The organism is Luteimicrobium sp. NPDC057192 (assembly GCF_042670205.1).
In the GTDB taxonomy this organism is placed as follows: Bacteria; Actinomycetota; Actinomycetes; order Actinomycetales; family Cellulomonadaceae; genus Luteimicrobium.
Map to the genome: position 1 here is coordinate 22,911 of NZ_JBHUWD010000016.1, position 12,975 is coordinate 35,885.

General features: G+C 72.6%; 12 protein-coding genes and 1 pseudogene. 6 read left to right on the plus strand and 7 right to left on the minus strand.

What is annotated here, in order from left to right:
- Nucleotides 1-8: 8 nt before the first annotated feature.
- Nucleotides 9-824: pseudogene (locus ACFT5B_RS09385) on the minus strand (DUF5937 family protein); the annotation flags it as partial.
- Between the two features lie 110 nt (nucleotides 825-934).
- On the opposite strand from ACFT5B_RS09385, the gene ACFT5B_RS09390 reads away from it, so the two are divergent.
- Nucleotides 935-1,474: a DinB family protein gene (locus tag ACFT5B_RS09390; RefSeq protein ID WP_386797731.1), complete on the plus strand. Its 540-nt coding sequence runs from the start codon at nucleotides 935-937 to the stop codon at nucleotides 1,472-1,474.
- Nucleotides 1,475-1,612: 138 nt separating this feature from the next.
- On the opposite strand, the gene ACFT5B_RS09395 is transcribed toward ACFT5B_RS09390, so the two are convergent.
- A complete protein-coding gene (locus tag ACFT5B_RS09395) occupies nucleotides 1,613-2,488 on the minus strand; it encodes a Ku protein (protein WP_386797732.1) in 876 nt (291 codons plus the stop codon).
- Nucleotides 2,489-2,597: 109 nt separating this feature from the next.
- Here ACFT5B_RS09395 and ACFT5B_RS09400 point away from each other — a divergent pair, with 109 nt between their 5' ends.
- Together ACFT5B_RS09400 and ACFT5B_RS09405 are read left to right on the plus strand one after the other, a co-directional pair.
- The gene (locus tag ACFT5B_RS09400) at nucleotides 2,598-5,255 is read left to right on the plus strand and encodes an ATP-dependent DNA ligase (protein WP_386797733.1); all 2,658 of its coding nucleotides are present in this window, start codon (nucleotides 2,598-2,600) and stop codon (nucleotides 5,253-5,255) included.
- 2 nt (nucleotides 5,256-5,257) lie between these two features.
- A complete protein-coding gene (locus ACFT5B_RS09405; protein ID WP_386797734.1) occupies nucleotides 5,258-6,274 on the plus strand; it encodes a DNA topoisomerase IB in 1,017 nt (338 codons plus the stop codon).
- A 5-nt stretch (nucleotides 6,275-6,279) separates the two neighbouring features.
- Here ACFT5B_RS09405 and ACFT5B_RS09410 read toward each other — a convergent pair whose 3' ends face one another.
- The 4 genes from ACFT5B_RS09410 to ACFT5B_RS09425 form a co-directional block, all read right to left on the minus strand.
- Nucleotides 6,280-6,981 (minus strand): helix-turn-helix transcriptional regulator, encoded by a 702-nt coding sequence (locus ACFT5B_RS09410; protein ID WP_386797735.1) that lies wholly within the window; start codon nucleotides 6,979-6,981, stop codon nucleotides 6,280-6,282.
- Nucleotides 6,978-7,397 carry a hypothetical protein gene (locus tag ACFT5B_RS09415; protein ID WP_386797736.1) on the minus strand — a complete coding sequence of 140 codons (420 nt, stop codon included), beginning with the start codon at nucleotides 7,395-7,397 and terminating at the stop codon, nucleotides 6,978-6,980. The genes ACFT5B_RS09410 and ACFT5B_RS09415 overlap by 4 nt, the downstream gene beginning before the upstream one ends.
- Before the next feature lie 56 nt (nucleotides 7,398-7,453).
- The gene (locus ACFT5B_RS09420; protein WP_386797737.1) at nucleotides 7,454-8,329 is read right to left on the minus strand and encodes an NAD(P)-dependent oxidoreductase; all 876 of its coding nucleotides are present in this window, start codon (nucleotides 8,327-8,329) and stop codon (nucleotides 7,454-7,456) included.
- Between the two features lie 97 nt (nucleotides 8,330-8,426).
- A complete protein-coding gene (locus tag ACFT5B_RS09425; RefSeq protein WP_386797738.1) occupies nucleotides 8,427-9,326 on the minus strand; it encodes an SDR family oxidoreductase in 900 nt (299 codons plus the stop codon).
- 85 nt (nucleotides 9,327-9,411) lie between these two features.
- On the opposite strand from ACFT5B_RS09425, the gene ACFT5B_RS09430 reads away from it, so the two are divergent.
- The 3 genes from ACFT5B_RS09430 to lpdA all read left to right on the plus strand — a co-directional run bounded on the left by ACFT5B_RS09430 (nucleotide 9,412) and on the right by lpdA (nucleotide 12,023).
- Nucleotides 9,412-9,987: a TetR/AcrR family transcriptional regulator gene (locus ACFT5B_RS09430; protein ID WP_386797739.1), complete on the plus strand. Its 576-nt coding sequence runs from the start codon at nucleotides 9,412-9,414 to the stop codon at nucleotides 9,985-9,987.
- Between the two features lie 93 nt (nucleotides 9,988-10,080).
- Complete coding sequence (gene rnhA / locus ACFT5B_RS09435) at nucleotides 10,081-10,518, plus strand: ribonuclease HI (RefSeq protein WP_386797782.1); 438 nt, start codon at nucleotides 10,081-10,083, stop codon at nucleotides 10,516-10,518.
- 92 nt (nucleotides 10,519-10,610) lie between these two features.
- Nucleotides 10,611-12,023 carry a dihydrolipoyl dehydrogenase gene (lpdA, locus tag ACFT5B_RS09440; RefSeq protein ID WP_386797740.1) on the plus strand — a complete coding sequence of 471 codons (1,413 nt, stop codon included), beginning with the start codon at nucleotides 10,611-10,613 and terminating at the stop codon, nucleotides 12,021-12,023.
- A gap of 159 nt (nucleotides 12,024-12,182) precedes the next feature.
- Here the strand turns inward: lpdA and ACFT5B_RS09445 are convergent, their stop codons facing one another.
- Nucleotides 12,183-12,902, minus strand: coding sequence for a hypothetical protein (locus tag ACFT5B_RS09445; RefSeq protein ID WP_386797741.1), 720 nt, complete (start codon nucleotides 12,900-12,902; stop codon nucleotides 12,183-12,185).
- Nucleotides 12,903-12,975 lie beyond the last annotated feature (73 nt).

The window sequence follows — 12,975 nt, forward strand, 5'->3', positions numbered from 1 at the left end:
CCGGGCGCGTGCACGACCAGGAGGTGCGGGTGCCCGAAGACGGTCGGCAGGAAGGTCATGCCGCGCTCGTCGGCCGTGGTCAGCTCGTCCCGCAGCTTGTCGACGCGCAGGCGTGACGCGTCGTCGTCGACCGTGATCGCCGCCGACGTCGTGGCCACGGCCGCGCCCGGGCCCGAGACGGTGAGCACGTCCCGCTTGCGCCGGGCGTCCGCGACGAGCGCGGGCCGGACCTGCGCCCACGCGTCCGCGAAGAAGGCGGCGTCGCAGTCCTCCAGCAGACGGCGGACCGACGACCGGACGGCCGCGGGGTCCTGGAGCACGAGGTCGACGAACGCCGCCTGCCGTTCGCCACGCGTCGCCGCACGGGTGCGCGCGAGCGCCCGTGACTCGGGGTCGACGAGCGGCGACCCCAGGCCCCGGTGGACCGGGACGACGCCGCAGCTGGTCGTGAGGAGCGCGGCCGAGACCCAGGTCTCGTCGTCCAGCGCGTCCACGGCGTCGAGCTCGGCGGCCAGCGTGTCCTGGGGCTCGGAGGGCAGCAGGCTGTCGGCACGGGAGGTCCGCCACAGGTAGTCGGCGTCGATCAGCCGGTCGAGCAGCTCCGGGTCGACGCGCGCCGAGACCCCGGTCACCCAGCCGTTCTGGGCCGGGTGGTGCGCCGGCTCTACGAGCAGGTGCACGGCGGAGGCCAGCTCGGCGAGCGGCGAGGGCGCGAACACATAGCCCGACGACGGCACACGGCTCACGTCGATCGTCACGGTCATGTCGCTCATCATGCACGCCGCGGGAGCGCATACACGCGACCATTGACGAGAATTGTCCATCGTGCGCCCGCGCGGTCAGCGCGCGTTCGATCCGGCGGTCTCATCTCGCGGATTTCACGTCGTATTGTTTCTCGCTGGACGGGCCTTGACCGGCCCGCGAGACTTGACCCGTGCTGTCCGACTCTCTCTCGGTGGTCCGCTGGCAGTTCTCGATGACGTGGGCGCTGGCCGACTTCCACCTCTCTCGACTTACTGATGCGGTATGCCTCTGGCTCCCGGCCGAATCGAGCTGGACGGTTCACCTGAAAGACGACGGTCGTTGGTTGGCCGATTGGGCCGAGCCCGAACCCGAGAGCCCGGCAGCACCATCCATCGCTTGGCTCACGTGGCATGTGATGTGGTGGTGGTCCGGCGCTTTGCAGGCGGCGAAGGGGCAGCCGAGATTGGCCCCGACGGACGTGACATGGGCGGGTTCAGCCGACGCAGCCGTGAGAAACCTCCGAAACTTGGCTGCACAATGGGACGAGCTTCTCGATCGGCTTAGCACCGCTGAGCTCGAACAACCGGTCGCGTTCCCTTGGCCCGAGCCCCGTCCGTTGATCTACACGATGGCTTGGGTCAACTCGGAACTCATGAAGAACGTCGCCGAAATCGGTGAGCTGGTCAACGTGTATGGGACCTTGGTTTCGCCGTCACCGGGCCGGGGCTGAGCCGACCGCGCTCCTCTCCGCAGAAGAGGACTACCGCCGCGACAGCATCGAACTGGCGGGAACGGTGGCCTCGCGGCGCGATGCGCAACCGATTCCCGCAGGTCGGCGCGACCGACACCTCGGCCGAGATGATGGCGGTTAGGAGGTCTTGCGCTTGCGGGCCGGTTTCTCCGCCGACGACGCGGACGCCTTCTTGCGCCCGCCCGCGGACTTCTTCTCGCCGTCGTCGCCGGAACCGCGCTTCTTCGCGACGGAGCGCCGCAACGCCTCCATGAGGTCGAGGACCTCGCCGCCGCCCTCCTCGCCCTCGGCCTCCGGGCGCTCTGACGCGACGGCGTCCCCGCGCTCGAGCTTGGCCTCGATCAGCTCGCGGAGCTGCACCTGGTACTCGTCGACGTACTCGCTCGGGTCGAAGTCGCCCTCGAGGCTCGCGACCACGACCTTCGCCAGGTCGAGCTCCTTCTTCGTCACGCTGCCGGGGCTCTCCAGGGCGGGGAAGCTCGCCTCGCGGACCTCGTCGTCCCACAGCAGCCCCTGCAGGACGAGCGTGTCCCCGTGCACGCGCAGCGCGCCGAGCCGGGTCCGCTGCCGCAGCGCGAACTTCACGATCGCGGTCCGGTCCGTCGACTCGAGCGCCTCGCGCAGCAGCACGTACGCCTTCGCGGACTTGTCGCTCGGCTCCAGGAAGTACGGCGACCCGAACCGGATCGGGTCCACCTGGTCGGCCGGCACGAACTCGACGACCTCGATCTCGCGGCTCCGTTCCGCCGGGAGGGTCTTGAGGTCCTCGTCCGTCAGCACGACCGTGTGCACGCCGTCGTCGTAGGCACGCGCGATGTGCTCGTACGGGATCTTCTTGCCGTCCTTCTCGCAGTGCCGCTCGTACCGGATCCGGCCGCCGTCCTCGTCGTGCACCTGGTGCATGGGCACGTCATGGGACTCGGTCGCGCTGTACAGCTTGACCGGCACGTTCACGAGGCCGAACGTCACCGCGCCCGACCAGATCGCCCGCATGCGCCCAGTCTCGCCCGACCTGCGACGTCGCGCACCCGGGCGGGCGAGCGACGTCGTCCTGCCGGACGATGGCAGCGAGGGACGAGACCCCCGGCAGAGCGGAGGATGCATGCTGACCACGCCCGGCGAGCAGACCGAGGTCGTGACCGTCGACGGTCACGACATCCGGCTGTCCAACCTCGACAAGGTGCTCTACCCGGCGACCGGAACCACCAAGCGCGACGTCATCGAGTACTACGCGGCCGTGGCCGCGACGATGCTGCCGCACGTCCGGGACCGTCCCGTCACCCGCAAACGCTGGCCCAACGGCGTCGAGGAGCAGCCGTTCTTCCAGAAGGACCTCGGCGCCGGCACCCCCGACTGGGTCCAGCGCCGGACCATCGAGCACAAGCACTCGACCAACACGTACCCGCTCGCGAACGACGCGGCGACGCTCGTCTGGCTCGCGCAGATCGCGTCGCTCGAGGTGCACGTCCCCCAGTGGGCCTTCGGGCCGCGCGGAGCCGTGCACGACCCCGACCGGCTCGTCCTCGACCTCGACCCCGGCGAAGGCGCCGGGCTGCCCGAGTGCGTGGAGGTGGCCCACCTCGCCAAGGAGATCCTCGACGAGATGGGCCTCGACACCGTGCCCGTCACGTCCGGGTCCAAGGGCATCCACCTGTACGCGGCGCTCGACGGCCGCCAGACCAGCGCCCAGGTCACCGACGTCGCCCACGAGCTCGCCCGGGCGCTCGAGGCCGACCACCCCGACCTCGTCGTCTCCGACATGAAGAAGGCGCTGCGCGGCGGGAAGGTCCTCGTCGACTGGTCGCAGAACAACGGCAACAAGACCACCGTCGCGCCCTACTCGCTGCGCGGCCGCAGCCACCCCTGGGTCGCCGCGCCCCGCACCTGGCGCGAGCTCGCCCGGTCGTCCGCCGCAGACCTCCGCCAGCTCGACCACACCGAGGTCCTCGCGCGGATCAAGCGCCGCCGCGACCCCATGACCACGCTCACACCCGGGCGCGTCGACGCCGCCGCGCTGCCCGAGGTGAGCGACGGCGACGACGACCACGACACGGCCCCCGCCCGTGACAGCCTCACCGCCTACCGGTCCAAGCGCGACGCGTCCCGCACCCCCGAACCCGTCCCCGCCGACGCCCCGCGCCCCGGCGACGAAGGCCGCAGCTTCGTCATCCAGGAGCACCACGCCAGCCGCCTCCACTGGGACTTCCGGCTCGAACGCGACGGCGTCCTCGTCTCCTGGGCCCTGCCCAAGGGCGAACCCACCGACCCCGGTACCAACCACCTCGCCGTCCAGACCGAGGACCACCCCCTCGAGTACGGGACCTTCGCCGGCACCATCGCCAAGGGCGAGTACGGCGGCGGCACCGTCACCATCTGGGACTCCGGCACCTACGGGCTCGAGAAGTGGCGGGACGACGAAGTCATCGTCGTGCTCCACGGCGAGCAGCACGGGGACCGGCGGCTCGCGCTCATCAGGACGCGCGAGGCCGAAGGCGAGGGCGCGCACGGTGCGCCGAAGTCCCAGTGGTTGATCCACCGGACGAAGTCGCAGGACGGTGTCGGGTCGGGCGCGGAGGGTAGTCCTGGGTCGGGTTCGGCGACCGAGGGGGATGGTGCGCGGCGTCTACCATCCGGCCGCTCGTCCCTCGCGGCCTCCCGCCAGACCCAGCCACGACGCCGCGCACCATCCCCCTCGGACGCCTCTGCGGACCGGTCGCCTTCTGCGCGCGACGACGGCGCTTCCGCTGCTTCGTCCGGTTCCGGGGCGCAGGGGCCGACCTACACCGCGATGCTGGCCGCGCTCGGGACGCGCGGGGACGTCGTCGGGAGTGGGGACGACGAGGGGGAGTGGGCCTACGAGATGAAGTGGGACGGCATCCGGACCATCGCTCGGGTCGAGCAGGAGGACGGGCTCGGGCGCGCGCGGGTGTCGATGACCAGCCGGAACGGGAAGGACCAGGGGCCCGGGTACCCCGACGTCGTCGAGGGGCTCGGGCGAGCCGTGGCCGGGGAGGCCGTCGTCGACGGCGAGATCGTCGCGCTGGACGGGCGAGGGCGGCCCAGCTTCGGGCTGCTGCAGCGGCGCATGAACCTCGCCGACCCCCGCGAGATCGAGGCCGCCGCCAAGGAGGTCCCCGCGCAGCTCTTCCTCTTCGACGTCCTGGAACAGGACGGCGAGCCGCTCGTCGACCTGCCGTACAGCGAACGGCGGGAACGGCTCGAGGCGCTCGTCACCGAGAACGACGTCGTCAAGGTGCCGCCCGCGTTCGAGGGCGACTTCGACGGCGCGTGGCAGACGAGCGCCGAGCTCGGGCTCGAGGGCGTCGTCGCCAAACGCGTCGGCTCGACGTACGCCCTCGGACGCCGGGGCCGGGCCTGGATCAAGGTCAAGCACGCCCGCACCCAGGAGGTCGTCGTCGGCGGGTGGCGGCCCGGGAACGGCAACCGCGCCGGGCTGGTCGGCTCGCTCCTCGTCGGCGTGCCCGACGGCGAAGGCTCGCTCCGCTACGTCGGGCGCGTCGGCACCGGGTTCAGCGACAAGGCGCTCCGCGACGCCACCGAACGCCTGGCGAAGCTCGCCCGGAAGACGACGTCCCTCACCGACGTCCCCCGAGCCGACGCGAGCGACGCGCACTGGGTGAGCCCCCGACTCGTCGGCGAGGTCGAGTTCGCCGAGTGGACCGGGGACCAGCGGCTCCGGCAGCCGAGGTGGCGGGGCTGGCGCCCCGACAAGGACCCCACCGACGTCCGGAAGGAGTGAGCGTGCGGCTGCGACGCGCCAACCTCTCCGGGCCCGGGTACCACCGTGTGCGCGCCGGGTCCGGCTTCAGCTACCGGGACCCCGGCGGAGACCTCGTCGACGCCGACGAGCGCCGCGCCCTGGAGGCGCTCGCTATCCCGCCCGCCTGGACGGACGTGTGGATCGCTCCGCACCCGAACGCCCACGTGCTCGCGACGGGCATCGACGCCGCCGGGCGACGCCAGTACCTCTACCACCCGCAGTGGCGCGCCCGGCAGGACCGCACCAAGTTCGACCGCATGCTCGCGCTCGCCGAAGCGCTGCCCGGCGCCCGCGGCTGGGTCACGCGCGACCTCGAGGGCGACGCGCCCACGCGCCGTCGGGCGCTCGCGGCGGCGTTCCGGCTGCTCGACGTCGCCCACCTCCGCGTGGGCAACGAGCGGTACGCGTCGCGCCACGGGAGCCGGGGGATCGCGACGCTGCGGGTCCGCGACGCGACGGTCGAGGACGACCACGTGCTGCTGCGCTTCCCCGGCAAGTCCGGCCAGCTGTGGGAGTCCGAGCTGGTCGACCTGCGCCTTGCCCGTGTCCTCGGCGAGCGCGCCGGCGACGACCCGGACGCGCGCCTCCTCGGCTTCTCCCGCGACGACGACGAGGACGCGGAGCCCGGCCGCATCCTGGTGCCGGTCGACGTCGGAGGGACCGAGGTCTGGGTGCCGCTCGACCCGACGGCCATCAACGAGGACGTCAGGGCCCGGACCGGCGGCGAGTTCTCCTCGAAGGACTTCCGGACCCTCCACGGGACCGTCGCGGCCGCCGTGTCCCTCGCGGAGCACGGACCGGAGCGGACGGCGACCGCCCGCAAGCGCGCCGTCGCGCAGGCAATGCGTGATGCGGCCGCCGCGCTCGGCAACACGCCGGCGATCGCGCGGGCGAGCTACGTCGACCCGCGCGTCGTCGACCTGTACGACCAGGGCACGACGATCGACCCGGACCGGATCGCCTCGGCCGAGGGGGAGCTGCGCCGCCTGCTGGGGTGAGGCGGCTACGCCCGCCCGACGACGCGCGGACGCCACCGCGCGAGATCGCTCTCGAGCCCGCGCGCGCGGTCCGCGGACAGGACCTCGTCGGTGCGCTCGACCCGGACGACCCGGTCGGTGCGGAAGCCCCGGACGGCGTCCCGTGTGCGGCACCAGCCCACCAGGTACCACGCGCCGTCGGCCTCGAGGAGGGCCAGCGGCTCGACGGTGCGCTGCGTCGTCGTACCGGCGCCGTCGCGGTACTCGAGGCGGAGCACGCGTCGTTCCGCGACGGCGCGCGCGACCCCGTCGACGCCGCTCGCTCGGTCGGTGGGCGCGCGCCCGACCGACCGGACGTCCGGGGCGAGGCGTCGCAGGGTCTCACGGGTCGAGGCGGGCAACCCCGCACCGACCTTGTCGCGTGCCCGCCGCGCCGCGGCGGCGAACGGCGACCCGTCGAGGAGGTCGAGCGCGACCGCGCACGCGAACGCCTCCTCGGGCGTCAGGTGCAGCGGCGGGAGCGAGTACTCGGGGACGACGGCGTACCCACCCGCGCGGCCCGGGACGGCGTAGAGCGGGACGTCGGCCGCCTGGAGCGCCGCGACGTCCCGCTCGACCGTGCGGGTCGAGACCTCGAGCTCACGCGCCAGGCGCGAGACGGAGATCGGCTTCGGTGCCCGCGCGCGCAGGTGGTCGACGAGCGCGTGGTGGCGTTCGGACCGTCTCACGCGCCGATGCTCGCACGGGGCCACCCACGCTCTCCCGTGACGGAGCGTACGGAGCGGATGCGGCCGTCGCCGTCGAAGCTGAACGTGTCGATGCCGCCGCGGTGGAGGTCGGGGGAGCCGGCGTTCCACACGACGACGGCGAAGCCCGCGCCCGCGCGCACCTCGACCTCGCTGTAGACGAGGCCCGGACGGGTCGAACGGAAGTCACGGATGAGGGCGGCGATCTCCGTGGGACCCCGCAGGGCGTCCGCGCGCGCCCCCACGGTCAGGCCCCCGAAGGTCACGCGGGCGTCGGGCGAGAGGATCGTGTCGGCGATCTCGTAGGCGCCGTTCCACAGGCGGGTCCAGCCGTGGATCGACGCGGGAACGTCGGCGGTGGTGTCGACGGGGACGGGGTACTCGGTGGTGAGGTCCATACCGGCGACCCTGCCCGCGCCGGGCGACAGCAGTGTGTCGGTGTTTCCGGGACTGCTCAGTCGCCGTTGCCCAGAGGGACGGTGGTGAACGCGTCGTAGACGGCCGCCACGTCCTCCTTGCCGTGCCCGTCGAGCGACGTGACGCCCAGGACCCGGTCGAGCGCGTCGAGCAGCGTGACCGTGGTCCCCGTCGCGCGAGCGGTGTGGATCATGAGCCCGACGTCCTTGCGCAGGGCGTCGACCGTGAAGGTCGGGGCGAGGTCCTCGGCGAGCATGTGGTCGGCCTTGAGGTGCGCGTACTGGCAGTCGGTCGCGGTCCCGCTGATCGCGTCGAGGAACAGCTGCGGGTCGAGGCCCTGCGCGGCCGCGAGCGCGAGCGACTGCGCTGCGCCCGCCGTGATGGTCGCGAGCCAGGCGTTGCACGCGAGCTTGAGCGCGCTCGCGCAGCCGACCGTGTCGCCCGCGTGGAGCGTCTTCGCGGACATCGCCTCGAGCACGGGCCTGGCGCGGTCGACGAGCGCCGGGTCGCCTGCGGTGAGGATCGTGAGCTCGCCGCGCGCCGCGGGGCCGCGGGTCCCGAGCATCTGCGCCTCGACCAGGGGGACGCCCAGCTCGGCAGCGCGGGACGCGACCTCCTGGGTGCCGTCGACGCCGATCGTGGTGGCCTGCGCCCAGACCGTGCCGTCGGTGAGTGCGGGGCCCGCGTCGTCGAGCACGTCGAGGACGGCGTCCGCGTCGAACACGATCGACAGGACGACGTCCGCGCCGGCCACCGCGTCGGCGGCGGTGGCGGCGACCCGGACGCCGTCGTCGGCGAGCGGCGCGGCCTTGGCGGGGGTGCGGTTCCAGGCCGTGACCTGGTGCCCCGCTCGGACGAGGGTCCCCGCGACGGCGGAGCCCATGATCCCGGTACCGAGGATGGTGACGTTCATGCCTCTTGCCTACCACGCAGGCGCCCGCGCGGCCGGGCGAGGTGCGTCGTCACGGGCCGGTTCGCCCGGACGGCGGCACCCCGCCCGACGGGGGCCGTCAGGCCCGAGGGAGGTAGCCGCCCGCGGCGATGTCCTCGAGGAGCGTCGGGCCGGTCGGCGTCCAGCCGTAGCGCGCGCGGGTCAGAGCGCTCGACGCGGGCGCGTCGAGGGCGACGAAGCGGCTGATCCAGCCGAAGTGCTCGGCCGCCTCCTCGGGCGCGACCGACCGGGCCGGGACGTCGAGGCTCCGGCCGATGGCCTCCGCGATGTCGAGCATGGCCACGCCCTCCTCCGCGACCGCGTGCACGACGCCGCCCGCCGGCGCCTGCTCGAGCGCGAGCGCGACGAGGCGTGCGGCGTCCGACCGGTGGACGGCGGGCCAGCGGTTCGCGCCGTCGCCCACGTACGCGGCCGCTCCGCGCTCGCGGGCGACCCGGGTCAGCTCGGCGACGAAGCCGTGGTCGCCGATGCCGTGGACGCTGGCCGCGAAGCGCAGCGAGACGGTCCGCACGCCCTGCTCGGCGTACTCGAGCCCGAGAGCCTCGCTGCCGCCGCGGGGCGCGTCCGGGCCGACGTGCTGCGACGCGTCGTCCTCCGTCGCGAGGCGGCCCGGCGCGAGGCCCGCGACGCCGGCCGCGAAGAGGAAGGGGCGGTCCGAGCCGGCGAGGGTGTCGCCGATCGTCCCGACGACGGAACGCTCGACGCGGCCCGACTCCGCGAACCGGTCGAAGTCGTGGACGAAGCCGAGGTGGACGACGCCGTCGGAGTCGGCGGCGGCGTCCTTGATGATCCCGAGGTCGTCGAGCGTGCCACGCAGGGGGGTGGCGCCGCGCGCGGCGAGCGCCTCGGCGGAGGCGTCGGACCGGGCGAGCCCGACGACGTCGTGGCCGGCGGCCAGGAGCTCTCCGGTGACGGCGGAGCCGATCCAGCCGGTCGCTCCGGTGACGAAGATGCGCATGGGTGGTCCTTCCGAGTGATGTCAGGATGTGACATCACTCAACGTAGCACTGATGACAGGCTCTGACATCACCTAGGATGGCGTCATGGCCCGATGGCAGCCCGACGCCCGCGAACGACTCCGTGCCGCCGCGCTCGACCTCTTCGACGAGCGCGGCTTCGACCAGACGTCCGTCGCGCAGATCGCGCAGCGTGCCGAGCTCACCGAGCGCACCTTCTACCGTCACTACGCCGACAAGCGCGAGGTGCTGTTCCAGGGCCAGGAGCAGCTCAACGACACGCTCGCCGCCGGCGTCGCAGCGGCCACCGAGCTCGGACCGCTCGCGGTGGCCGACGAGGTCCTCGCGCGCGCCGCGACCTTCTTCGACGACGAGCGCCGACCGTTCTCGCGACGCCGGCAGCGCGTCATCGACGCGAACCCGGAGCTCGTCGAGCGCGAACGCGCCAAGATGGCCCATCTCACCGACGCCCTCGCCGCCGGCCTCCGAGCGCGCGGGGTCCCGGACGTGCGCGCCGCGGTGGCCGCCGGGACGATCGTCTCCGCCTTCCAGGTCACGTTCGAGCTCTGGGTCGCGCCGGGGGAGACGCGAGGCTTCACCGAGCTCGGCCGCGCCGTCGTCGGCGAGCTCCGGGCGGCGCTCGCTGCCGACGCCGCCCTCTAGGGTGGGGCCGTGCCCGAAGAGACCGTCCTCGTCACCCCGCCCGACCCGTCCGCCGTCCCGCCCACGGAGCGCGGCGAGCTGACCGTCGTCGAGATGTGGACCGACGGCGCGTGCAAGGGCAACCCCGGCCCCGGTGGCTGGGGCGTGCTCATGCGGTCGAAGGGGCGCGAGAAGGAGCTCTTCGGCGGCGACCCGACGACGACGAACAACCGCATGGAGCTCACCGCCGTGATCGAGGGCCTGCGCACGCTGACGCGGCCGTGCGACGTCACGCTCCACGTCGACTCGTCGTACGTCATGAACGGCATGAAGTCGTGGATCGTCGGCTGGAAGCGCAACGGCTGGCGTACCAAGGACAAGAAGCCCGTCAAGAACGTCGAGCTGTGGCAGGCGCTCGACGCCGAGGTCGCACGGCACCAGGTGACGTGGGTCTGGGTCAAGGGGCACGCGGGCGACCCCGGAAACGAGCGCGCCGACCAGCTCGCCAACAAGGGCGTCGACCTCGTCCGGGACGGCGCGAAGCGCGCCTGACCCGAGGCCCGCGCGGCCGGAGCGACCGGTGTCCGCGAGATCACGTCCGGGCAGTTGGAGACCACGCCCTCGCGTGGCCTAGGCTCGGACCCGTGGCTGAACACTTCGACGTCGTCGTTCTCGGTGCTGGACCTGGTGGGTACGTCGCGGCTGTCCGCGCGGCGCAGCTCGGCCTGCGCACCGCCGTGGTGGAGGAGAAGTACTGGGGAGGTGTGTGCCTCAACGTGGGCTGCATCCCGTCCAAGGCGCTCCTGCGCAACGCCGAGATCGCGCACATGCTGAACCACGAGAAGGCCCTCTTCGGCATCTCGGGCGAGACCACCATCGACTTCGGTGCGGCGTTCGACCGCAGCCGCGAGGTCGCCGAGGGTCGCGTCAAGGGCGTCCACTTCCTCATGCGGAAGAACAAGATCACCGAGTACGACGGCCGCGGCTCCTTCGTCGACGCGAACACGCTCGACGTGACCAAGTCCGACGGCTCGTCCGAGCGGATCACGTTCGCCAACGCGATCATCGCGACCGGCTCGACCGTGCGCCTCCTCCCGGGCGTCGAGCTGTCCGAGAACGTCGTCACGTACGAGAAGCAGATCCTCACGCGCGAGCTGCCCAAGTCCATCGTCATCGTCGGCGCGGGCGCCATCGGCATGGAGTTCGGCTACGTGCTCCGCAACTACGGCGTCGAGGTCACGATCGTCGAGTTCCTCGACCGTGCGCTGCCGAACGAGGACGAAGAGGTCTCCAAGGAGATCACCAAGCAGTACAAGAAGCTCGGCATCGACATCCTGGCGTCGACCAAGGTCGAGACCGTCGTCGACGGCGGCTCCCAGGTCACCGTCACGTACACGGGCAAGGACGGCAAGCCCGGCCAGCTCGTCGCCGACAAGGTCCTCATGTCGGTCGGCTTCGCGCCGAACGTCACCGGCTACGGGCTCGAGAACACGGGCGTCGAGCTCACAGAGCGCGGCGCCATCGCGATCGACGACTCGATGCGCACCAACGTCCCCAGCATCTACGCGATCGGCGACGTCACCGCGAAGCTCCAGCTCGCGCACGTGGCCGAGGCCCAGGGCGTCGTCGCGGCCGAGACCATCGGCGGCGCCGAGACCCTCCCGCTCGGCGACTACCGCATGATGCCGCGCGCGACGTTCTGCCAGCCGCAGGTCGCGAGCTTCGGCCTCACCGAGGCGCAGGCCCGCGCCGAGGCCGAGGCGAACGGCCGCGAGATCACCGTCGCCAAGTTCCCCTTCATGGCGAACGGCAAGGCCCACGGCCTCGGCGACCCGGTCGGGTTCGTCAAGCTCATCGCCGACTCCGAGTACGGCGAGCTGCTCGGCGGCCACCTCATCGGCCCCGACGTGTCCGAGCTGCTCCCCGAGCTCACGCTCGCGCAGAAGTGGGACCTCACCGCCAACGAGCTCGCGCGCAACGTGCACACGCACCCGACGCTGTCCGAGGCGCTTCAGGAGGCGTTCCACGGTCTCGTGGGGCACATGATCAACATCTGACGCACTCACCGCGCCCGACGACGGCGGCCGACTCCCGGAGCGGGGAGCCGGCCGCCGCCGTCGTCGGGATGCCCTGCGAACCGGCCCGCGGGCTCGTCGTACGGCGGTCAGACGGGTGCCGTCCGGGGCGACGGTCCAGATCGGCCCGTCGGCAGACCTTCACTCGGCCCGTGCACGATCGTCCAGCTCCTCTCCGTGCCGTGTCCGCGACCTCGTGGTGACCTCGGTGAGCACGCGCCCGTTCCGGCCGTCCGCTCGCGGCCGGCCTCGTGCGATCACGACCGACGCCGTCGCCAGCCAGACCGGCAGCAGCACGTAGTTCACCAGTCCGCCCGGCGGGATCCCGGCGGTGCCCAGGGCGCTCAGCAGCCCGAGCACGAGCGTGATGATCGCGAACCAGCGCGGCAGCGCGGCGTTGCTGAGACCCCCGAGCCCGGTGGCGACGAGCGTGGTGGCGAGCCCGATCCCCATCCCCGCGAAGCCGAAGTAGCCGGCGAAGCTGAGGACGTGCAGGGCCTGGTCGTCGTGGGCGTCTGCGGCGCCGTTGATCATCGCCCAGCTCCAGAGCACCATCTGCGACAGACCGGCCGCGGCGAGCAGCAGCCCTCCGTAGGAGATCGCCGAGTACGTCGCCTCGCGCGCCTCGGCCGAGCGCAGCCGGCCCCGGAGCGCGGCAGCGAAGAACACAAGCATGATGCCCATGAGGACGAGGCAGCCGACGGCCGCGTAGTTGACGAACAGGTGGTCCTCGATCGTCGCCGTGGTCGCCGTGCCCGGTGAGCCGGCGTCCATCTGGAAGAGAAGCGTCTGACCGATCCACGCTGCCCCGGCGACCGCCCCCGTCCAGGGCAGGAACCTCTCGAACGTGCTCCCTCTCATCGTCCTGCTCCTTGCTTGCGTGACGTCGGCGACCCTCGCCGACCTCATGACCGTCGCTCGGACTCCGACCCGG